We start from the raw sequence: 20,301 nt of genomic DNA, 5'->3' as shown, positions 1-20,301 counted from the left end.
CAAGGGAGGTTGCACATGTCGATCACAGAAGAAGCGCCGGTTCGTGTCGCACGTTCGGGCGGTCGCAACGCGCGCCGCAATTTGCGGGCTGCCCCCCTTGCTGATGATGTAAGGCCCATTCGAGCTGGTCTTGAAGGCACGACCTACAAGCCGCTGTCGGAAGCGGATGTGGAGAAGGTCCACGGAGCTGTGCTCGACGTGCTGGAGAATATCGGCCTGTCGCAGGCGACACCCACCTGCATCGAAGCCTGCGAAAGCCTGGGCGCAATCTATGGCGAAGATGGGCGGCTCCGCTTTCCCCGTGATGTGGTGATGGGTGTTGTCGCTTCTGCCAACCGGGACTTTGCCCTGCACGGGCGCGACCCAAAACACGACATGCACCCGCAGGGTTCCAAGGTTCATTTTGGCACTGCGGGCGCTGCTGTTCATGTGGTGGACGTGGAGAAGAACGAATACCGCGAGAGCTATTTGCGCGATATTTACGATGCTGCGCGGATTGTGGAGGGGTTGGACAATATCCATTTCTTCCAGCGGCCGATGGTGGCGCGGGATGTGGTAGACCCCAAAGAGATGGACCTCAACACGCTCTTCGCTTGCCTTTCCGGCACGACGAAGCATATCGGCACGTCATTCACGCTGGCAGATTATGTGCCGGATGCTTTGCAGATGATGTACAGAGTGGCAGGTGGCGAAGAAGCGTTTCGTGCGCGACCCTTTGTTTCCAATTCAAATTGTTTCGTTGTACCACCTTTGCGTTTTGCAGCCGATGCCTGCGATGTGCTGGAAGAATGCGTGAAAGGCGGGATGCCGGTTTTGCTGCTGTCCGCTGGCCAAGCCGGCGCGACCGCTCCCGCCGCAATTGCTGGTGCTGTTGTGCAGGCAGTTGCGGAGGTGCTGGCCGGTTTGGTCTATGTCAATGCGCTGGCACCCGGTCATCCGGCGATCTTCGGCACGTGGCCGTTCGTTTCCGATTTGCGCACGGGCGCTATGTCTGGCGGATCTGGTGAACAGGCCTTGCTTACTGCAGCTTGTGGGCAGATGGCGAATTTCTACAATCTGCCAGGCGGTTCAGCTGCCGGAATGTGCGACGCTAAAATGCCGGATATCCAAGCTGGATGGGAGAAAGGCATTGCCTACGTTCTCGCTGGAATGGCAGGCACCAATCTCGTCTATGAAGCAGCAGGAATGCACGGCTCGCTGATGGGTTTTTGTTTGGAAAGCCTGTTTCTTGACAACGATGCCTTGGGCCAAGCCCAGCGATGCGTTCGCGGCATTGAGGTAAACGATCAGACGCTTTCCATCGAAGCAATGCGCGACGTTTGCGTCGATGGGCCGGGTCACTATCTCGGCCACGGGCAAACGCTTGAACTTATGCAACGGGAATATCTGTATCCTGATCTCGCCAACCGCTTTTCGCCCAAGGAATGGGTGGAGCTTGGCAAGCCGGATATCGTGCAAATGGCGATAGAGCGAAAGAAGAAGGTGCTGGCTGAGTTCTTTCCGGACCATGTGGACGAAGAGACGGACGCTGCCCTGCGTGAGGAATTCGTCATCCATTTGGCGCGCGAGCATATGGGGCGATAGCGAGCCGCCGCTGGAGAACAATCGACTAATTGCCAACTGTCCAACGGCTTCCCCTGCCGCTTGGTAGTTTCTATAAAGGCTGCAGGCTCCTTTTGTTCAGTAGATATCACCCATGGCAATTTCCAAAATTCTCGTCGCCAACCGTTCGGAAATCGCCATTCGCGTCTTTCGCGCCGCCAATGAATTGGGGCTGAAAACCGTCGCCATATGGGCGGAGGAAGACAAGCTGGCGCTGCATCGGTTCAAAGCGGATGAGGCCTATCAAATTGGCACTGGCCCGCATTTGGCAAAACCGATGGGGCCGATTGAAAGCTACCTTTCCATCGAAGAAGTAATCCGCGTTGCTAAACTGTCGGGCGCGGATGCAATCCACCCCGGTTATGGCCTGCTTTCAGAAAGCCCTGAATTCGTCGATGCCTGTAACGAGGCTGGCATAACTTTTATCGGCCCGCGCGCTGAGACGATGCGGTCGCTGGGCAACAAGGTTGCGGCGCGCAATCTGGCGATTGAAGCTGGTGTTCCTGTTGTTCCGGCAACCAAGCCCTTGCCGAACATTGAGGCCAGTGGAGGCATGGATGCCATCAAGAAGATGGCTGACGAAATCGGCTATCCGATCATGCTGAAAGCCTCGTGGGGCGGTGGCGGTCGTGGCATGCGCACAATCCGGTCCGCCGATGATCTGGAAGGCGAGGCGCTGGAAGCGCAGCGTGAGGCGCGGGCAGCGTTTGGCAAAGATGAAATTTATCTGGAGAAACTGGTCGAACGGGCGCGGCACGTGGAAGTGCAAATTTTGGGCGACGGGCAGGGCGGCGCGGTGCATTTGTTCGAACGCGATTGTTCCGTGCAGCGTCGCAACCAAAAAGTTGTTGAGCGGGCACCGGCGCCCTACCTGAACGACGAGCAGCGCCAAGAGCTTTGTGGCTATGCGCTGGCGATTGCCAATCACACCAACTATCTCGGTGCGGGCACGGTTGAATTCCTGATGGATGCCGATACCGGCGCCTTTTACTTCATCGAGGTGAACCCCCGCGTTCAGGTGGAACACACTGTCACCGAAGAAGTGACAGGCATTGATATCATCAAGGCGCAGATTCATCTGGTGGACGGTCACAAGATCGGCACGCCAGAATCGGGAGTGCCGCCACAGGACAAGATCTGGTTGAATGGCCACGCGCTGCAGTGCCGCGTGACGACGGAAGACCCTGAACAGAACTTCATTCCCGACTATGGTCGTATCACCGCTTATCGCGCTGCCACAGGTTTTGGCATCCGCCTCGATGGCGGCACGGCTTATTCGGGTGCGGTGATTACGCGCTTTTATGATCCGTTGCTGGAAAAAGTCACGGCATGGGCACCGACGTATCAGGAGACGATTGCCCGCATGCACCGTGCGTTACGTGAGTTTCGTATTCGCGGGGTGGCGACCAACCTGACGTTTCTAGAGAACATCATCACGCATCCGAAATTTCTCGATAACACTTATACAACCAAGTTCATTGATACGACGCCAGAGCTTTTCCACGAGGTTAAGCGGCGTGACCGTGCAACGCGTCTTCTGAGCTACATCGGTGATGTGTCAGTCAACGGTCACCCTGAAGCGCGAGACCGCGCCAAGCCACTGCCAGGACTGGAGGCGCCGCGTGTACCTTGGTTTGATGGCGAGACTATTGATGGCACACGCCAGCGGTTGGAGCGGGATGGACCGGCGTCGTTTTCCAAATGGATGCGCGATCAAAAACAGGTCTTGATGACCGACACCACAATGCGCGATGGACATCAGAGCCTTTTGGCGACGCGCATGCGCACGGCCGACCTGGTGGCGGTAGCGGGGGCGTATTCCAAAGCTCTGCCTCAACTTTTGTCGTTGGAATGTTGGGGCGGTGCGACCTTTGATGTGGCAATGCGGTTCTTGACCGAAGACCCATGGGAGCGGCTTGCGAAGATCCGCGAAGCGGCACCAAACCTGCTGTTGCAAGCGTTGGTGCGCGGCTCCAACGGCGTTGGTTATACTGGCTACCCGGACAACGTGGTGCAGCATTGGGTGAAGGAAGCGGCGAAGGGCGGTGTAGATATTTTCCGCGTCTTCGACTCGCTGAACTGGGTCGACAACATGCGGGTGTGCATGGATGCGGTGCTGGAGACGGACAAGCTGTTGGAAGCCACGATCTGCTATACGGGCGATCTGCTGGATACAAACCGCAGCCAATATGATCTGAAATATTACACCGATATGGCCAAGGAATTGGACGAGGCCGGCGCGCATATCATTGCGATCAAAGACATGGCCGGCCTGCTGAAGCCAGCCGCAGCGCGCGTTCTGTTCCCTGCGCTTCGTGATGTAACGGACCTGCCAATCCATTTCCACACCCATGATACGTCTGGAATTTCTGCCGCCACCGTTTTGGCCGCGGTCGAAAGTGGCGTGGATGCAGTCGATGCAGCGATGGATGCGCTTTCCGGTGGTACGTCGCAGCCTTGCCTTGGTTCTATAGTTGAGGCTCTGCGCGGCTCTGACCGCGACCCTGGTTTGGATAGCGATGCAATCCGTCAGATTTCGCTGTATTGGGAGCAGGTGCGTGCGCAATACGCGGCTTTTGAGAGCGATGTGAAATCGCCCGCCTCCGAGGTCTATCTGCACGAAATGCCCGGTGGCCAGTACACCAACTTGAAAGAGCAAGCCCGCTCGCTTGGTCTCGATACGCGCTGGCACGAAGTCGCCAAGGCCTATGCTGAAGTCAACGACATGTTCGGGGACATCGTGAAGGTCACGCCATCTTCCAAGGTTGTTGGCGACATGGCGTTGATGATGGTGAGCCAAGGGCTGACCCGCGCGGATGTCGAAGACCCCAACAAAGACGTGGCGTTTCCTGAATCTGTTGTTTCCATGATGCGTGGCGATCTTGGTTTCCCCGTTCAAGGTTGGCCTGACGCCCTGCAAGCGAAGGTGTTAAAGGGCGAAAAGCCGTTGACGGACCGCGTGGGCGCGCTTTTGCCGCCTGCTGATCTTGATGCTTTGCGTGCCGAATGTGAAACAAAGATTGGCCGCAAGCCAAGCGACACGGATTTTGCGTCTTACCTGATGTATCCGAAGGTCTTTACCGACTATGCGCTGGCTCAGCGGGCCTACGGGCCGATGTCTGCCCTCCCCACTCCGATCTATTTCTACGGAATGAAGCCGGGCGACGAGGCACGTGTGGAGATTGATCAGGGCAAGGTGTTGATTATCCATTGTCTGGCGATTTCCGATATGGACGACCAAGGCATGAAGACGGTGTTCTTCGAACTCAACGGCCAACCGCGCCGCGCTCGGGTGCCGGACCGTCTGCACGGCAGCGAAGCGGCTGTTTCGCGACCCAAGGCTGACGAGGGCAATGATGCCCATGTCGGTGCGCCAATGCCGGGCGTTATTTCTGCGTTGACCGTTGCCGAAGGCCAGGAAGTGAAGGCGGGGGATGTGATTTTGTCCATTGAGGCTATGAAGATGGAAACGGCCCTCCATGCTGATGCTGACGGCGTTGTTGCCGAGGTCTACGTGAAGCCGGGTGATCAGATTGACGCTAAGGACTTGCTGGTGCGGATGGAAACTTGATCCAAGCCATGCGGCAAGACGCATGATTGTTCGCCTCTTTGGCTTGCTGCACTTTGGGCGCTAATCTGCCATCCATGAAAGTCCTGTTTAATGACGTGGTCTCCATCCAAAGTCGTCATCGTTGGTGCGTCCGGCGGCATAGGTTCTGCCTTTGTTGAAGCTGCCCAGAGCCGCTATGGGCAAGCACAGATTATTCCCCTGTCACGATCTGCCGGTTCGCTCGATTATGGCGATGAAGGCAGCATTTGTGCTGCGGCTGAGAAGATCGGCGCGGGTGTGGATTTGATCATTGTGGCAACCGGCCTGTTGCATACGCCGGATTTTGGGCCAGAGAAGGCGATGCGGTATCTGGAAGCCGATAATCTCGCGCAGACTTATCTCGTAAATACGATTGGCCCGGCACTGGTGATGAAGCACTTTCTGCCGCTGATGCCCCGTGATGACAAATCGGTGTTCGCTGCTTTGTCTGCCCGTGTTGGCTCAATTTCAGACAATCACATCGGTGGTTGGTATGGCTATCGTTCTGCGAAAGCTGCGCTTAACCAGATGATCCGGACCGCCAGCATCGAGCATGGGCGGCGTTGGAAAGAGAGTGCAGTTATCGGCCTGCACCCTGGAACGGTGGACACCGATCTGTCGAAGCCTTTTCAAAGCAATGTTGCAGAAGGTAAGCTTTTCACTGCGGACTTCGCAGCCGAGAAGATGCTGGATGTAATTGATGGTGTGGGGGCTTCAGCCACCGGCAAAGTGTTTGCGTGGGACGGGCAGGAAGTGCCGGCCTGATGCGTTAGCTTCCGCGCAATCCATCGATGACACTTGCGCCTAATATTTCGCCCGGCACGCCATCTTTGTCAAAAACCTGCAAAATCAGCGCGCAGGCATCGTGCCCCTTCATGCGCAGGGCGTCCTTTGGGAGTGTTACATCCACCACTCCCTGTTCGGCCATGCCGAGCATGAAAACATCGCGTACGACATTATGATATGTGATCGTTTCGCCCCGGTTCTCGCCGCGTTTGATTTTAACCTGCTGCTGCTTGTCGAAATAGATGACTGACAAGGTCACCTTCTTATCACTGGCAATTGCAGAGCTGGTGAAGCGAATTGTGTCGTTCGTCTTATTCACCTTTAAGGTCACACTAAGACCTTTGCCGGAAGCTGCATGGGTCTTGATCAGGCCATCAACATCTTCTTTGCGAGATCCAACAGCATGATCGCGACCGTTGACCACGGCTTGTGGCGTATATACGCCGCGTCGTTTGAAGGATTGTGCGTAGAGGCGCTGACGTTGGGAGAACTCAGCTTTTGAGAATGTGTCCTGCCAGCCAAGGTAGTTCCAATAATCCACGTGCCAAGAAAGGGCGAGCACGCCCTCGGTCTTGGCGTACTGTGCCAGAATTTTGTCCGCAGGTGGGCATGAAGAACAGCCCTGCGAGGTGAACAACTCAACGACTGCAATTTTCTGCTCCGCTGCCTGCACAGATGGTGCAGATAGACCCAAAGCGGTCAGTCCGCCCAGCAATGTAAGCGCGAAGCAATGGCGAGCGAGGAAATTGAACATCAGGGAACCCAGATTTTGTGTCGCCCATAAAGTGCCGAAGGTGTGGGTCACATGCAATTCACAATAGCGTGGCGCGGCGTGATGTCTGGTCGATTTTGGTCAAAAAGAAATCCCCTTGGTCGAAGAAATCGGCCAAGGGGATTACTAAATTTCGAGACCTAGCTGTTCAAGTTGCGCAGCACGTAATGGAGAATGCCGCCGCTGCGGAAATAGTCCAATTCGTCTTCTGTATCGATACGAGACAGCACTGTGATGGTTTTCGTTGTGCCGTCAGAATATTCGATATGTGCTTCAAGTTCCTGACGGGGTGTAAGGTTGTCGAGACCACGGATGGTGACTTTCTCATCGCCCTTCATGCCGAGTGACGTCCAATTGTCACCATCGGTAAACACGGCGGGCAGAACGCCCATGCCGACAAGGTTGGAACGGTGGATGCGCTCGAAACTTTCCGCGATGACCGCACGCACACCGAGAAGACGGGTGCCCTTTGCCGCCCAATCGCGCGACGAGCCGGTGCCGTATTCCTTGCCTGCCATAACGACCAGCGGCACGCCTTCGTCGGCATAGCGCATAGCGACGTCATACATCGCGCCTTGTTCGCCGGATGGGTAGTGCTTGGAATAGCCTCCTTCGACGCCATCCAGCATCTGGTTCTTGATGCGGATGTTGGCGAACGTGCCGCGCATCATGACTTCGTGGTTGCCGCGACGTGAGCCGTAGGAGTTGAACTCGATCGGGCGAACCTGATGTTCCACGAGATAGGCGCCGGCGGGGCTGTCGCCCTTGATAGCACCGGCTGGTGAGATGTGGTCGGTGGTGATGGAGTCGGCAAACAACGACAGCAGGCGCGCGCCTTCAATGTCTTGCACAGGCTCCGGCTGCATCGTCATGCCGTCGAAATACGGAGGGTTCTGGACGTAAGTTGATGTCGAATCCCAGCTGTATGTCTGGCCCTCGCCAACCTGAATTCCCTGCCATGCGGCATCGCCCTTGAAAACGTCGCCATAGCGGGTGCGGAACATTTCTTCTGTCACCGTTTCGCGCATGATGGCCGAGATTTCTTCGGTCGTTGGCCAAAGGTCTTTCAGGTAAACATCGTTTCCGTCTTGGTCTTGGCCGAGTGGCTGAGTGACGATGTTGTGGTGCATCGTGCCAGCAATTGCGTACGCGACCACCAATGGTGGTGAAGCAAGATAGTTGGCACGAACGTCCGGCGAAATACGGCCTTCGAAGTTGCGGTTGCCGGACAGAACCGAGCAAGCAACCAGATCGTTTTCATGGATAGCCTCGGAGATTTCTTCTGCCAGTGGACCTGAATTACCGATGCAGGTTGTGCAGCCGTAACCAACGAGGTTGAAGCCCAGCGCATCAAGGTCAGCGGACAGGTTTGCTTTATCGAGATAGTCGGTCACGACCTGTGAACCCGGTGCGAGCGATGTTTTCACCCAAGGTTTCACGTTCAAACCCTTGGCGCGGGCATTGCGTGCAACGAGGCCAGCAGCGATCAGCACCGATGGGTTTGATGTGTTTGTGCACGATGTGATGGCGGCCACAACGATGTCACCGTCACCAAGATTGTAGTTCGTGTTTTTGACGGGATAACCCATCGTATTCTTGGGCATAGGCTCCGGGTTCAGTTGCGCTTCGCCTTCGCCCATGAAGCGCATGACGGCTTCGTCGGCTGCTGGCGCAATGACCGGGCCGCCTTTCAGTGTTTCGAGAGCCTTGGCGAATTCTGTGTCTGCAACGTCCAGCGCCACGCGGTCTTGCGGGCGCTTTGGGCCGGAGATTGAGGGAACAACGGTTGAGAGATCGAGTTCAAGCGTATCGGTGAAGACAGGTGCGTCGCCGGTGCGCCACATGCCTTGTTCTTTCGAATAGGCTTCAACGAGCGCCACGCGGTCTTCGTCGCGGCCTGTGGATTTCAGGTAGTTCAGCGTTTCGCTGTCGACCGGGAAGAAGCCACACGTTGCGCCGTATTCAGGCGCCATGTTTGCGATGGTCGCTTGGTCTTCGAGCGAAAGGTTATCGAGGCCAGGGCCGTAGAATTCGACAAACTTACCCACCACGCCTTTCTCGCGCAGCATTTGAACGATCACGAGAACAAGGTCTGTTGCTGTGATGCCTTCCGACAATTCGCCATGCAGGCGGAAGCCGATGACTTCGGGTATGAGCATCGTGACTGGCTGGCCAAGCATAGCAGCCTCTGCCTCGATGCCACCAACACCCCAGCCGAGAACGGCCATGCCGTTGACCATCGTGGTGTGGGAGTCGGTGCCGACCAGCGTGTCCGGGTAAGCGATGGTTTCGCCATCAACCTCTTTGGTCCAGACGGTTTGTGCCAGATACTCAAGATTCACCTGATGACAGATGCCGGTGCCGGGAGGAACGACACGGAAATTCTCAAATGCCTGTTGGCCCCATTTCAAGAAAGTGTAGCGCTCGCCGTTGCGCTCATATTCGCGCTCGACGTTTGCCTTGAACGCGCCTGCGCCTCCAAAATTATCCACCATAACGGAATGGTCGATGACCAGATCGACAGGCACCTGCGGGTTGATGGCGGATGTCTTTCCGCCCAAATTTTGTGTCGCATCGCGCATGGCCGCGAGGTCCACAACGGCGGGAACACCGGTGAAGTCCTGCATTAGCACGCGGGCAGGGCGGTAGGCGATTTCCTTGCCGGTTGCGCCTTTGTGATCAAGCCATTGGGCAAAGTCGCGGATATCGTCTGCGGTGACGGAACGGCCGTCTTCAAAACGGAGAAGATTTTCCAGCAGCACTTTCAGCGAGAAAGGCAATTTGGAAATGCCCATCAGGCCGTTTCGTTCTGCCTCAGCGAGGCTAAAATAGGCATAATCCTTGCCGTTTACGGAAAGGGTTTTTTTGCAGCTGAAAGAGTCGAGTGACATAAAAGCGGGCTCCTGATCGCGGTCATGGCTTGCGAAGTTAGCGCTCTTATAAGGCGGTGTCGCGGCGGAATCCATAGTGCCGCAAGGTGAACCTTGGACTCATACTCGGCACGGGTCGGCGACTTGCGCTTTGGTGATGGGTGCATCATATCAAACCGATGGATCAAATGACCCCAAAAACCGAAAACCGTGTTCCTTCGCCGACAAACAAGAAGGATGAAAATGCGGGTACGAAGATGCTGCTGGAGCTGGGTCCGGTCGCCTTGTTCGCGCTGAGCTATTACTTTGGTCAGTCGATCATTGACGCCATCGGCATGAGTGGTGCGCTCGCGAAGCCGATATTCTTGGCGACGATCGTTTTGATGATCGCTACGCCTATTTCGATTTTTATGTCTTGGCTGAAGTTCAAAACCTTGCCTGCCATGCCCATCGTGACCCTGGTTGTCGTGTCCATATTCGGTGGTCTCACACTTTATTTGCAGGACGATTTGTTCATCAAATTAAAGCCAACCATCATAAACACGCTGTTTGGCACTGTGCTGATTACGGGTTGGCTGATGGGGAAAAGCTGGCTCAAAATTGTCATGGGGCCGGCCTTTTCGTTGGATGATGATGGTTGGCGAAAGCTGACGGTGCGTTGGGGCCTGTTCTTTTTATTTTTGGCGGTCGTGAACGAAGTTGTCTGGCGCAATACCAGCGAGAGCTTCTGGGTTGGCTTTAAGCTTTGGGGCATGACCGGGCTTTCTATGGCTTTTATTATCACTCAAATCCCCATGATTTCGCGCCATACGGTTGAAGACGACGGCTGATTTCAGCCGCCATCTCTCAGAAGGGGTCCGTATAGTCTCTCTAAGCTGTCAATTTCTGCCTGTGTGAAGCCTATGCGGCGAGCGGCTGCGTCCAGCGGCAGGTTGGTTATATCCTCTGCCGCCCGCGCCTTTCCCAGCCATGCACTTCCAAGCTGTTCGTCCGACATTGTGTTGTGCGGTTTCCGGCTATCTCTCACGTGTTTGGCGCAAGGTTGCTTGATCTTTTCCATTCCCGCTCTCCTATCGCACAATAATTGCCGAGCCGGGGCGTACCCGGTCGTAAAGGTGGATGATGTCGTGATTGACCAACCGAACGCAGCCGCTTGAGACGGCCTTGCCGATGCTGAAAATTTCCGGCGTGCCGTGGAGACGGTAGAGCGTGTCTTTGCCGTCTTGAAAAATATACAGCGCACGGGCGCCGAGTGGGTTGTCCAAACCGGGGGGCATGCCGCCGTTTTCCGCCGACCACTTCGCAAGATCTGGCTCGCGTTTGATCATCTCTTCCGGTGGCGTCCATGTCGGCCACGCGCGCTTCCAGGCGATGCGGGCGCGTCCTGACCATTCGAAACCCTGACGCCCCAAGCCCACGCCATAGCGCATAGCAGTTCCACCGTCTTCGACGTGGTAGAGGTAGAATGAGCCGGTATCGACGATGACTGTGCCAGGCTTTTCAGCCGTGTCGAACGGCACACGCTGACGGTGGAACTTCTTCGGCAGCTTGCCCGGTGGAATTGCGTCGATAGGAAACTGCTCGTTCAGCAGAGCTGGATAAAGGTTGGGTTCGGGTCTGGCAGCGATGCGCTCGCGCAGGCGCCGCAGCCTGCGCAGGCGGGGCCTGCGTGGCTCGTCCGGAGCACGGCGGGCGCAACCGGCGAGTGTTAGCGCTGCCAGACTGGTTGCTGTGAGAATAAAGGCGCGCCGCGATGGATTGCCTGCGTCGGTTTCAAAATTTGTGTCGTCCATGACCATTTTGCCAATTCCGATCTTTGATCGGTGAAATCGTTTTGCAAATCGGACCGATTGAGCGACCGTCCGTTGGTTGAAGAACCTGTCGGCAGCGGGTGATCAAACTGTCTCATGAGGGTAAATGTTGGTCGCGCGAAAGCGTTCAACAAGATCTCAGGCGATGGATCGTGGTGGTCTTTTCAGTGTGTAGATGAGGCTTGATGTGCCATCGGTGCGCGACAGCGTGAAACGGTCTTTCGCTAAGCGTGGCACCGCGTAGCCTGCCTCATAGGCCATATCGAGGGCTATTCCGCAGACCAGCGCGTTGCTGTCGCCCTTGCATTTGCAGGGCTTCTTTTCGCTCTTGGCCTCGATTGCGGGCTGAAACGTGTCATCCTCGGCGCTTCCTTGCAAAACCGATGCGGTCGACGGCAACGCGATCTGCAGCCCCTTATGATCCATGTCGGCGCGGGCGGTGAAGGCCGCCGCGACGAAGCACGCTATCATCAGATATGACAAAAACCGTTTCATAGGAGGAAGCTATAGGCTCCAAAGGCTTCAGGAAAAAGAACGGTTGAACACAGTTTCGTGATCAATCTGTGATGACGCGGCGCAATTCACCCCAGTCCACGCTTTTCGATCATGGCATCTGCAGTCGGCATTTTGCCGCGAAACGCTTTGTAGGTTTCTTCAGGGTCTACGGAGCCGCCTGCCGAATAGATGTGGTCGTGCAGGCGCTTTGCGGTTTCAATATCGAAAACATCGCCGGTCTCTTCAAACGCAGAAAAAGCGTCTGCGTCCAGAACTTCGCTCCACATATAGCTGTAATAGCCTGCTGAGTAACCATCGCCGGAAAAGACATGGGCAAAGTGAGGCGTGCGGTGGCGCATTGAAATCGCCTTGGGCATGCCAAGGCGTTCAAGTTCCTGTTTTTCGAAGGCGATGACGTCTTCCGGCACTTCCTTGGCTGTGTGAAAGGCCATGTCGACCAACGCGGAGGCTGTGAACTCTACAGCGGCGAAGCCCGCATTGAATGTCTGTGCGGCCAAAACCTTGTCGAGCAATTCGCGTGGCATGGGTTCGCCTGTCTCGACGTGTCGCGCGTGTTGCGACAGCACGGCGGGGACGGTGAGCCAGTGTTCATAAAGCTGGCTCGGCAGTTCCACGAAATCGCGGGCGACTGAGGTTCCGGCGACCGATGGATAGGTGACGTCCGACAGAATACCGTGGAGAGCATGGCCAAATTCGTGGAACAGCGTGCGGGCGTCTTCCATGGAGATCAATGCGGGCTGGCCCTTGGGCGGTTTGGCAAAGTTGCACACATTGATGATGATGGGCGCTTGGCCTTCACCGAGTTTGTGTTGGCCTTGAAAGGCACTCATCCACGCGCCGGAGCGTTTCGAGGTGCGGGCGAAATAATCGCCTATGAACGTCGCGCGGTGGCTGCCGTCTTTGTTCAGAACTTCGAAAATGCGCGCGTCAGGATGGTAGGCATTTGCGTCTTTGTGCTCTTTGAACGTAATGCCGAAGAGTTTTGTCGCCACGTCAAAGGCGGCCTCAATCATGGCGTCGAGCGACAGGTAGGGCTTGATGGCGTCTTCGTCGAAATCGAATTTCTCAGCCCGGACTTTCTCGGAATAATAGCGCCAATCCCATGGTGCGACGTCGTGGTTGGCGCCGGTACGGGCGATCATTTGTGCGAGGTCGGCTTCTTCTTTTTCCGCTTTTGCTTTTGCTTTGTCCCAAACCGTTTCCAGCAATTCCACCACAGCTTCGGGCGTTTTCGCCATTTGGTCTTCCAATTTGAAGCGGGCGAAATTTTCGTGGCCCAGCAGTTCGGCGCGTTGCTGGCGCAGTTTCAGCGTCTCGGCAATGATTTCCCGATTGTCGCGCTCGCCCTCGTTTTCACCACGCGCGAGCCAGGCTTTATAAGCCTGTTCGCGCAGATCGCGGCGGTCTGATGATGAGAGGAACGGTTCGATGATGGAGCGCGAAAGCGTGACGGCGTATCCCTCCTTACCGCGTTCTTCAGCGGCGGATTTCATGGATTGGCGCAGGCCTTCGGATAGACCGGTTAGTTCGGCTTCGTCGGTCAAAATGAGAAACCAGTCTTTCTCATCGCCCAACACATTTTGCGAAAAGTTCGCTCCGAGTTCGGCCAGTCGGGCGTTAATGTCAGCCAGCGTCTTTTGCTCGGCATCGGGAAGGGCTGCCCCGCCTTTGACGAAGCCTTTCCATTTGCGTTCCAGCACGCGCTCCTGCTCGTGGGTCAGGCTGAGGCTGTCGCGGTTTTGCCAAAGGGCGTCTATGCGGGAGAAGAGTTTTTTGTTGGTGGCGGTTTCTGAACTGTGCCGCGATAGTCTTGAGGCGATATCGCCTTCGATGGCGCGCAAATCGTCGTTGCTGTCCGCGCCGACGAGGTTCCAGTAAATCGATGCGACTCGTGAAAGGGCTTCTGCATTTGCGTCATGCGCGCCCTCCAGTGCCTCAATCGTGTTTTCGAAAGTCGGCTCGGCCCCATTGTCCGCGATGGCGTCAATATGGGCGCGGTCCAACGTTAGCGCGTGGTCGAAAGCCTCTTTGAAATCCGTGGAAGCAATTTTGTCGAATTCGGGCAAGCCAAGCGGACCGTTCCACTGGAAGATATGCGGGTTGACGTCGGCCATGGTTTTCCTCGGCGGTTTCTTGCGTTCTCTCCCATCTAGTGCGCGAACGGGGTTTCAACAATGTGCTGATTGTCGCTGAGTGCGGGAAGCGTGGACCTTGCTACTGGACTGGCGCTGTTTTTGGCTTACATGGCGGATATTCGTTTTTAAGCCGAGGGCAATGCCGATGCGCGAGCAGGTTGCCGAACTGATCGCTAGCAAGCGTTTTGAATACACCGTCATCGCGCTGGTCGTGGTGAACGCCATTGTCTTGGGGTTGGAAACTTCTCCTTCCGTCATGGCGGTTATTGGCCCGTTTTTGCTAACGCTCGACAAAATTATCCTCGCCATTTTCGTCATCGAATTGCTTTTGCGGTTTTACGTGCACCGGCTGCGCTTTTTCCATGATGGGTGGCGGGTGTTCGATTTGATTGTGGTCGGTATCGCGCTCATCCCCGCCTCTTCCGGTTTTGCCGTCATCCGCGCCTTGCGGGTGTTGCGCATCTTGCGTTTGCTCTCGGTCATTCCCTCTCTGCGAAAGGTGGTGACTGGTCTGGTGGCCGCTATCCCCGGAATGGGCTCCATTGTCGTGCTGATGGCGTTGGTGTTCTACGTCTTTGCGGTGATGGCGACCGGGCTGTTTGCGGAAGCCTTTCCGCAATGGTTCGGATCGCTTGGAAAGTCGGCCTATTCGCTGTTCCAGATCATGACACTGGAGAGTTGGTCCATGGGTATTGTGCGGCCCGTGATGGAAGTCTTTCCGTGGGCCTGGTTGTTTTTCATCACGTTCATCATGTCCACCACCTTCACTGTGCTGAACCTGTTTATCGGTATCATCGTTGCGGCCATGCAGGCGGAGCATGATGAGCTGGCCGCTGAGGAGCGGGGACAACTTCACTCCGATCAGGAGCAGATGCTGGCCGAGATGAAAGCCATGCGCGCCGAGATGGAAAAGATGCGGGCGGCGCTGGAGCGGCAGCCCTAAACCGGCTTTAAGGTGTGCGGGTCAATCCCGCCCATTCGGCACACTTCGATCCACTCGTCCTCTTTCACCGGCTGAACCGAAAGGCGCATGGAGGTGACGAGGGACATATCGGCCAGCTTTTCGTTGGCTTTCACCTCTTTCAGTGTCACCGGCCTTGGCATGTCGGCCAATGCACGGATGTGGACGCAATCCCAGCGCTCGTCGTCTGTCGTTGAGTCGGGCGCTGATAGAGCGCTGACTTCCGCGATACCGACGACTTCCAGACCCTCGTTGGAATGATAGAAAAAAGCGCGGTCGCCCAGTTCCATCTGGCGCATGAAGTTGCGGGCTTGGTAATTGCGGATGCCGTCCCATTCCTCACCAGCCTCGCCTTTGGCCTTTTGCTGCTCCCAAGACCATTTGAACGGTTCGGATTTGAAGAGCCAATATTGCATGGGTTTTTCCTGTCGTTTTGGTGTCGAGAAAAATCAATGTTCGCGTTTGAGCGGTCGTGCAAGCAGATTTTGCATGGCTTCTTGCGGTGTCCAGACGCTGTCGAGCACTTTCACCACCGCTTCCATGATCGGCGCTTCCATCCCAGCTTGTCTGGCGGAATGAAGCGCTCGCTGCGCCGTATGCACGCCCTCGGCTAGTGGCTGGTTATCCGTAAGCGATCTTGTGACGAAAGCCTGCCCATAAGCAAAGTTCCGGCTCTGGGGGCTGGAACAGGTCAGCACAAGATCACCCAATCCGGAAAGGCCGGAGACCGTTTGTGCTTCACCGCCTTGGCCCACAATCGTGGCCTGCATCTCAACAAAACCTCGGGCGATGAGGGCGGCTTCGGCACTGGCGCCAAGGTTCAAGCCGCGTGCCATGCCCACTGCCAACGCGATCACGTTTTTCAAGGCACCGCCCAGTTCGACGCCAATCGTATCGTCGCTTGCATAAAGCCGTAAGGTTGGAGTGCTGAGCTCGGCTGATAATTTTTCCGCATCAGCAATGTTTTCCATTGCAAGGGTAATGGCGGTGGGCAATTCACGGGCAACATCGCTGGCGAAGCTGGGGCCGGACAGAACGGCAAGGCGGGTTTGATCCACCACCTTGCCCAAAATGCCCCATGGGGTCAGCGCCGACTGTTTGTTGATGCCTTTGCTGCATAAAATGATCTGTGAAGTGGGCGGGATATGCAGGGATACCTTTTCAAAGACTTCACCAATGGTCTGTGCCGGAGTAACGAGCGCGATGTGATCGCAGCTGGAGAGTGCGCTGGGGTTGGCGGTTGTTTGCAACGATGCCGACAGGGCGATGCCTGGTAGATAGGCCTCATTCATTCCTGTTTCGCGGATAACTTTTGCTGCCTTTTCCGTTCGGGCGAGCAGTGTCACGCTGTTTTCCGCCTGTGACCAAGCATGGGCCAGAGCAGTGCCCCAAGCGCCTGCGCCAACAACACCGATCTTGCTCATGCCTTTGCACCCTTCTTTCCAGAACCAAGCCTTTGGGCCGCGTCCGGATCAAGCGGCCAGCGGGGGCGGATGCCTTCGTCTTCGATAATGGAATTGGCGGCCAATCGTTCCACGCCCGCCCAGGCGATCATGGCTGCGTTGTCGGTGCAAAGGTTTGGCGGCGGGGCGATCCAGCGCCAGTCTTTGCCTTGGGTGATGGTTTGCAGGCGGGCGCGCAGATAGGCGTTCGCAGCCACGCCGCCTGCAACGATGAGGGCTGCGGGTCTTGAGTATTCCTGTTTGAACCGCTCGAAAGCGCGGGTAAGACGGTCAGCCAGCACGTCGCCAACGGCGGTTTGGAAGCTGGCGCAGATATCGTCGACCCGCTCTGGCTCAGCCAGTGCCGCTTTGCGAACGGCAGTCTTCAGGCCGGAAAACGACATGTCCAAGGTTTCGCGGCCACCCAAGGGCCGTGGAAAATCGAAGGCTTTCGGGTCGCCTTTGCGGGCCGCTTTCTCCACCTGCGGACCGCCGGGATAGGGAAGGCCGAGCAGTTTCGCCGTCTTGTCGAAAGCCTCGCCCAGTGCGTCATCGATTGTGGTTGCCCAGCGTTCGTAATCGCCCACACCGCGCACTAACAATATTTGTGTGTGACCGCCGGAGACGAGCAGCAGCAGATAGGGGAAGGCGACACCATCCGTGAGGCGGGCGGTCAAAGCGTGGCCTTCCAGATGGTTGATCGTGAAAAGAGGCTTGCTGTGGACCGCTGCAATCGCTCGGGCGGTCATAGTGCCGACGATCAGCCCGCCAGCAAGGCCGGGGCCTGAGGTGACGGCGATGGCGTCGAGGTCTTGGAACGTTGCCTCAGCTTCTGCCATGGCCCGCTCGATGATGCCGTCCAGCGTTTGCAAATGCGCGCGGGCTGCAATTTCTGGCACGACGCCTCCGAATGGTGCGTGGTCCGCGATCTGGCTGCGTACGATGTTGGAAACGATCTCGCCCGGTCCGTCACCATGCCTGCCACTGCGCACAACGCTGGCCGCAGTTTCGTCGCATGAGGTTTCAATGCCGAGAACAAGGCTCATTTGCTTCGCTTGGGGGTTGGAGAAATCGTTGCGCTTGGGTTAGACAAATTGGACACTGGGAAAGTCGCCTTTTCTGGACATTTAGTATTTCGGGAGCGAGAGCACCAGCATGACCAAAATCCGTATCGGCACACGCGGCAGCGCGTTGGCCATGGCGCAGGCGCACGAGGTGCGCGCCCGTCTTTCCAGCGTTCATGGCATGGATGAAGAGGCTTTCGAAATCAAGGTTATCTCCGTGCTTGGCGACCGGGTGCAGGACAGGCCGCTTTCCGAAGTTGGCGGCAAGGGTCTTTTCTCCAAGGAAATTGAACTGGCGCTTTCTGATGGTGAGATTGATCTGGCGGTTCATTCTACGAAAGACATGGCCTCGGTGCTTCCTGATGGGCTGGAGATTACCTGCTATCTGCCGCGCGAGGATGTGCGCGATGCGTTTTTGTCTCCGGTTGCCAAGCGCGTGCAAGATCTGCCCCAAGGCGCTGTGGTCGGCTCTTCGTCGCTGCGCCGTCAGGCCCTGCTGAAACGCATGCGGCCTGATCTGGAAATCGTGATGTTTCGCGGCAACGTGCAGACGCGCATGGCGAAGCTGGAGGCTGGCGACGTGGCCGCAACCTTGCTCGCGAATGCCGGCCTGCGGCGCTTGGGCATGGATCACGCGATCACTTCCCTGATGGAAGTGGACAAATTTCTGCCCGCGCCGGGGCAAGGCGCTATCTGCATTGAAAGCCGTGAGGACGATGTGGCGACGCGTGAATTGGTGGCAGCCATCAACGATGGCGATACGGAATTGGCGCTGACCGCCGAGCGTGCCTTCCTGCGGGCGCTGGATGGTTCCTGCCGCACGCCGATTGCGGGGCTTGCGCAAATCGGAACGGATGCAATTTCGTTCAAGGGCATGATCCTTTCTGAAGACGGGCAGACTGCCTATGACGCTGCCGATACTTGCAGTCTGAGCGTCGATGCGGCCCGTGCAATGGGCGAAAAGGCCGGCACGGCGTTGCGCCAACAGGCGGGGGATGACTTCTTTCAGCACTGGACCTGATCGGCCCGCGGACTTTAAGAACAGGCATCCCGCCAACCCCATCTGACGAGTGCCCCTCATGGCCATCGCGTCCCGTTCCTTTCCCGCGCCAGACCGTGTTCCGGTGCGGCGCGCTCTGCTTTCCGTTTTCGACAAGACCGGCCTGATCGATCTGGCCAAGGCTTTGGCGTCCCACGGGGTTGAGCTGCTCTCCACCGGCGGTTCGGCGAAGGCGCTGAAAGATGCGGGGCTTGCGGTGAAAGACGTGTCGGACGTGACGGGCTTTCCCGAGATCATGGACGGGCGGGTGAAGACGCTGCACCCGGCTGTCCACGGTGGCCTGTTGGCGATCCGCGATGCGGACGACCACGTGGCCTCGATGGAAGAGCATGGCATCGGCGCGATCGATTTGTTGGTGGTCAATTTGTATCCTTTTGCGGAGGTGATGAAATCCGGTGCGGATGCGGCGACCATCATCGAGAACATCGACATTGGCGGGCCTGCCATGCTGCGGGCGGCGGCGAAAAACCACGCTTATGTTTCGGTGCTGACGTCTCCTGATGATTACGCTGGCTTTATTGCAGAACTGGCGGACAACGATGGCGCATCGCGCTTGGCGACCCGCCAGAAACTGGCGCAGGCAACCTATGCTCGCACTGCTGTTTACGACGCGGGCATTTCCAACTGGATGGCTGAGCAATTTGACGTTGCCGAGCCTGCCAATCGTGCCTTTGGCGGGCCGCTTTTGGCAACGATGCGCTACGGCGAAAACCCGCACCAACAAGCCGCGCTTTATGGCGGCGGCGTGGCGCGTCCCGGTGTGACGACGGCGCGGCAACTTCAGGGCAAGCAGCTTTCCTACAACAACATCAACGACACCGATGCGGCGTTTGAACTGGCGAGCGAGTTTGACGCCGACCAAGCGGCGGTGGCGATCATCAAACACGCCAATCCGTGCGGTGTGGCTACGGGAGAGACGCTGGAGGACGCCTATCAGCGGGCCTTCGACTGTGACCCGGTTTCCGCCTTCGGTGGTATCATTGCGATGAACCGGCCTTTGACGGGTGCGGCTGCGGAGAAAATGGTCGAGATTTTTACCGAGGTTATCATCGCGCCCGATGCTGATGATGCAGCCCGCGAAGTTTTGGCGGCGAAGAAAAACCTGCGCCTGCTGGTGACGGGCGCGATGGCCGACCCTGCTGAGGCGGGGCTGACCGTTCGAAACGTGGCGGGCGGTTATCTCGTCCAGGGGCGCGACGCGGGGCGGGTAACGGCAGACGATCTGAAAGTCGTCACCAAACGCCAGCCGAATGCGCAGGAAATGGCCGACATGCTGTTCGCTTTCCGCGTGGCGAAACACGTGAAATCGAACGCCATCATCTACGCCAAGGACGGCGCGACGGTGGGTATCGGCGCGGGCCAGATGAGCCGTGTGGATTCCTCCCGTATCGCCGCGCGCAAAGCGGTTGATGCCGCCGAAGCTGCCGGATGGGATGGGCCTAAAACAGTTGGTTCGGTAGTGGCATCGGATGCGTTCTTCCCGTTTGCCGATGGGCTGTTGTCAGCCGCCGAAGCTGGCGCCACGGCGGTGATCCAACCCGGCGGATCCATGCGCGACGATGATGTGATCGCGGCGGCGGACGAAGCCGGCTTGGCGATGGTGTTCACAGGAATGCGGCACTTCCGGCATTGAGGAGCTGTAGGATGCCAACCGGTCTCCAGCGTTAGTCAAGTGGTAACCGTGACGTTTAAT

General features: G+C 57.1%; 16 protein-coding genes. 7 read left to right on the top strand and 9 right to left on the bottom strand.

Annotated features, from left to right (window positions below):
• The first annotated feature begins 15 nt into the window (after window positions 1-15).
• The 3 genes from ACFQ14_RS09180 to ACFQ14_RS09170 all read left to right on the top strand — a co-directional run bounded on the left by ACFQ14_RS09180 (window position 16) and on the right by ACFQ14_RS09170 (window position 5,956).
• Window positions 16-1,584, top strand: coding sequence for a trimethylamine methyltransferase family protein (locus tag ACFQ14_RS09180; protein ID WP_377212436.1), 1,569 nt, complete (start codon window positions 16-18; stop codon window positions 1,582-1,584).
• A 112-nt stretch (window positions 1,585-1,696) separates the two neighbouring features.
• Window positions 1,697-5,173 carry a pyruvate carboxylase gene (gene pyc / locus ACFQ14_RS09175; protein ID WP_377212435.1) on the top strand — a complete coding sequence of 1,159 codons (3,477 nt, stop codon included), beginning with the start codon at window positions 1,697-1,699 and terminating at the stop codon, window positions 5,171-5,173.
• A gap of 90 nt (window positions 5,174-5,263) precedes the next feature.
• Complete coding sequence (locus tag ACFQ14_RS09170; protein ID WP_377212434.1) at window positions 5,264-5,956, top strand: SDR family NAD(P)-dependent oxidoreductase; 693 nt, start codon at window positions 5,264-5,266, stop codon at window positions 5,954-5,956.
• 4 nt (window positions 5,957-5,960) lie between these two features.
• Here the strand turns inward: ACFQ14_RS09170 and ACFQ14_RS09165 are convergent, their stop codons facing one another.
• Window positions 5,961-6,782, bottom strand: a complete 822-nt coding sequence (locus tag ACFQ14_RS09165; RefSeq protein ID WP_377212433.1) for a DUF1223 domain-containing protein — start codon at window positions 6,780-6,782, stop codon at window positions 5,961-5,963.
• 107 nt (window positions 6,783-6,889) lie between these two features.
• Window positions 6,890-9,640 (bottom strand): aconitate hydratase AcnA, encoded by a 2,751-nt coding sequence (acnA, locus tag ACFQ14_RS09160; RefSeq protein ID WP_377212432.1) that lies wholly within the window; start codon window positions 9,638-9,640, stop codon window positions 6,890-6,892.
• Between the two features lie 167 nt (window positions 9,641-9,807).
• Between acnA and ACFQ14_RS09155 the strand changes: the two genes are divergently transcribed.
• Window positions 9,808-10,449 carry a septation protein A gene (locus ACFQ14_RS09155; protein ID WP_377212431.1) on the top strand — a complete coding sequence of 214 codons (642 nt, stop codon included), beginning with the start codon at window positions 9,808-9,810 and terminating at the stop codon, window positions 10,447-10,449.
• Between the two features lie 2 nt (window positions 10,450-10,451).
• Here ACFQ14_RS09155 and ACFQ14_RS09150 read toward each other — a convergent pair whose 3' ends face one another.
• The 4 genes from ACFQ14_RS09150 to ACFQ14_RS09135 all read right to left on the bottom strand — a co-directional run bounded on the left by ACFQ14_RS09150 (window position 10,452) and on the right by ACFQ14_RS09135 (window position 14,060).
• The gene (locus ACFQ14_RS09150; protein WP_377212430.1) at window positions 10,452-10,679 is read right to left on the bottom strand and encodes a hypothetical protein; all 228 of its coding nucleotides are present in this window, start codon (window positions 10,677-10,679) and stop codon (window positions 10,452-10,454) included.
• A 10-nt stretch (window positions 10,680-10,689) separates the two neighbouring features.
• Complete coding sequence (locus ACFQ14_RS09145) at window positions 10,690-11,412, bottom strand: L,D-transpeptidase (RefSeq protein ID WP_377212429.1); 723 nt, start codon at window positions 11,410-11,412, stop codon at window positions 10,690-10,692.
• A gap of 156 nt (window positions 11,413-11,568) precedes the next feature.
• Window positions 11,569-11,925 (bottom strand): hypothetical protein, encoded by a 357-nt coding sequence (locus tag ACFQ14_RS09140; RefSeq protein ID WP_377212428.1) that lies wholly within the window; start codon window positions 11,923-11,925, stop codon window positions 11,569-11,571.
• Window positions 11,926-12,011: 86 nt separating this feature from the next.
• Window positions 12,012-14,060, bottom strand: a complete 2,049-nt coding sequence (locus ACFQ14_RS09135) for a M3 family metallopeptidase (protein ID WP_377212427.1) — start codon at window positions 14,058-14,060, stop codon at window positions 12,012-12,014.
• Window positions 14,061-14,226: 166 nt separating this feature from the next.
• Here ACFQ14_RS09135 and ACFQ14_RS09130 point away from each other — a divergent pair, with 166 nt between their 5' ends.
• Window positions 14,227-15,024 (top strand): ion transporter, encoded by a 798-nt coding sequence (locus ACFQ14_RS09130; RefSeq protein WP_377212426.1) that lies wholly within the window; start codon window positions 14,227-14,229, stop codon window positions 15,022-15,024.
• On the opposite strand, the gene ACFQ14_RS09125 is transcribed toward ACFQ14_RS09130, so the two are convergent.
• Genes ACFQ14_RS09125 through tsaD form a run of 3 tightly spaced genes read right to left on the bottom strand, consistent with a single transcriptional unit; the run spans window position 15,021 to window position 17,530 of the window.
• Window positions 15,021-15,458: an EVE domain-containing protein gene (locus ACFQ14_RS09125; protein WP_377212425.1), complete on the bottom strand. Its 438-nt coding sequence runs from the start codon at window positions 15,456-15,458 to the stop codon at window positions 15,021-15,023. The genes ACFQ14_RS09130 and ACFQ14_RS09125 overlap by 4 nt on opposite strands.
• 33 nt (window positions 15,459-15,491) lie before the next feature.
• Complete coding sequence (locus tag ACFQ14_RS09120) at window positions 15,492-16,466, bottom strand: NAD(P)H-dependent glycerol-3-phosphate dehydrogenase (protein ID WP_377212424.1); 975 nt, start codon at window positions 16,464-16,466, stop codon at window positions 15,492-15,494.
• Window positions 16,463-17,530 carry a tRNA (adenosine(37)-N6)-threonylcarbamoyltransferase complex transferase subunit TsaD gene (gene tsaD, locus ACFQ14_RS09115; protein WP_377212423.1) on the bottom strand — a complete coding sequence of 356 codons (1,068 nt, stop codon included), beginning with the start codon at window positions 17,528-17,530 and terminating at the stop codon, window positions 16,463-16,465. Before tsaD ends, ACFQ14_RS09120 begins: the two co-directional genes overlap by 4 nt.
• 109 nt (window positions 17,531-17,639) lie before the next feature.
• On the opposite strand from tsaD, the gene hemC reads away from it, so the two are divergent.
• Both hemC and purH read left to right on the top strand, forming a co-directional pair.
• On the top strand, window positions 17,640-18,569 hold the full coding sequence (gene hemC, locus ACFQ14_RS09110; RefSeq protein WP_377212422.1) for a hydroxymethylbilane synthase: 930 nt from the start codon (window positions 17,640-17,642) through the stop codon (window positions 18,567-18,569).
• A gap of 58 nt (window positions 18,570-18,627) precedes the next feature.
• Window positions 18,628-20,241, top strand: a complete 1,614-nt coding sequence (gene purH / locus ACFQ14_RS09105) for a bifunctional phosphoribosylaminoimidazolecarboxamide formyltransferase/IMP cyclohydrolase (protein ID WP_377212421.1) — start codon at window positions 18,628-18,630, stop codon at window positions 20,239-20,241.
• Window positions 20,242-20,301 lie beyond the last annotated feature (60 nt).

It is taken from the genome of Pseudahrensia aquimaris, from assembly GCF_042676045.1.
GTDB lineage: Bacteria > Pseudomonadota > Alphaproteobacteria > Rhizobiales > Rhizobiaceae > Pseudahrensia > Pseudahrensia aquimaris.
The sequence above is the reverse complement of the archived record's forward strand: the minus strand, read 5'-3'. Positions and strand labels throughout refer to the sequence as shown.

Bases quoted from the DNA above. Each gene is read 5' to 3' on its own strand.
- ACFQ14_RS09180 (WP_377212436.1), top strand. From the start codon at position 16: ATGTCGATCACAGAAGAAGCGCCGGTTCGTGTCGCACGTTCGGGCGGT.
- pyc (WP_377212435.1), top strand. From the start codon at position 1,697: ATGGCAATTTCCAAAATTCTCGTCGCCAACCGTTCGGAAATCGCCATT.
- ACFQ14_RS09170 (WP_377212434.1), top strand. From the start codon at position 5,264: ATGACGTGGTCTCCATCCAAAGTCGTCATCGTTGGTGCGTCCGGCGGC.
- acnA (WP_377212432.1), bottom strand. From the start codon at position 9,640: ATGTCACTCGACTCTTTCAGCTGCAAAAAAACCCTTTCCGTAAACGGC.
- ACFQ14_RS09155 (WP_377212431.1), top strand. From the start codon at position 9,808: ATGACCCCAAAAACCGAAAACCGTGTTCCTTCGCCGACAAACAAGAAG.
- ACFQ14_RS09150 (WP_377212430.1), bottom strand. From the start codon at position 10,679: ATGGAAAAGATCAAGCAACCTTGCGCCAAACACGTGAGAGATAGCCGG.
- ACFQ14_RS09145 (WP_377212429.1), bottom strand. From the start codon at position 11,412: ATGGACGACACAAATTTTGAAACCGACGCAGGCAATCCATCGCGGCGC.
- ACFQ14_RS09140 (WP_377212428.1), bottom strand. From the start codon at position 11,925: ATGAAACGGTTTTTGTCATATCTGATGATAGCGTGCTTCGTCGCGGCG.
- ACFQ14_RS09135 (WP_377212427.1), bottom strand. From the start codon at position 14,060: ATGGCCGACGTCAACCCGCATATCTTCCAGTGGAACGGTCCGCTTGGC.
- ACFQ14_RS09130 (WP_377212426.1), top strand. From the start codon at position 14,227: ATGCGCGAGCAGGTTGCCGAACTGATCGCTAGCAAGCGTTTTGAATAC.
- ACFQ14_RS09125 (WP_377212425.1), bottom strand. From the start codon at position 15,458: ATGCAATATTGGCTCTTCAAATCCGAACCGTTCAAATGGTCTTGGGAG.
- ACFQ14_RS09120 (WP_377212424.1), bottom strand. From the start codon at position 16,466: ATGAGCAAGATCGGTGTTGTTGGCGCAGGCGCTTGGGGCACTGCTCTG.
- tsaD (WP_377212423.1), bottom strand. From the start codon at position 17,530: ATGAGCCTTGTTCTCGGCATTGAAACCTCATGCGACGAAACTGCGGCC.
- hemC (WP_377212422.1), top strand. From the start codon at position 17,640: ATGACCAAAATCCGTATCGGCACACGCGGCAGCGCGTTGGCCATGGCG.
- purH (WP_377212421.1), top strand. From the start codon at position 18,628: ATGGCCATCGCGTCCCGTTCCTTTCCCGCGCCAGACCGTGTTCCGGTG.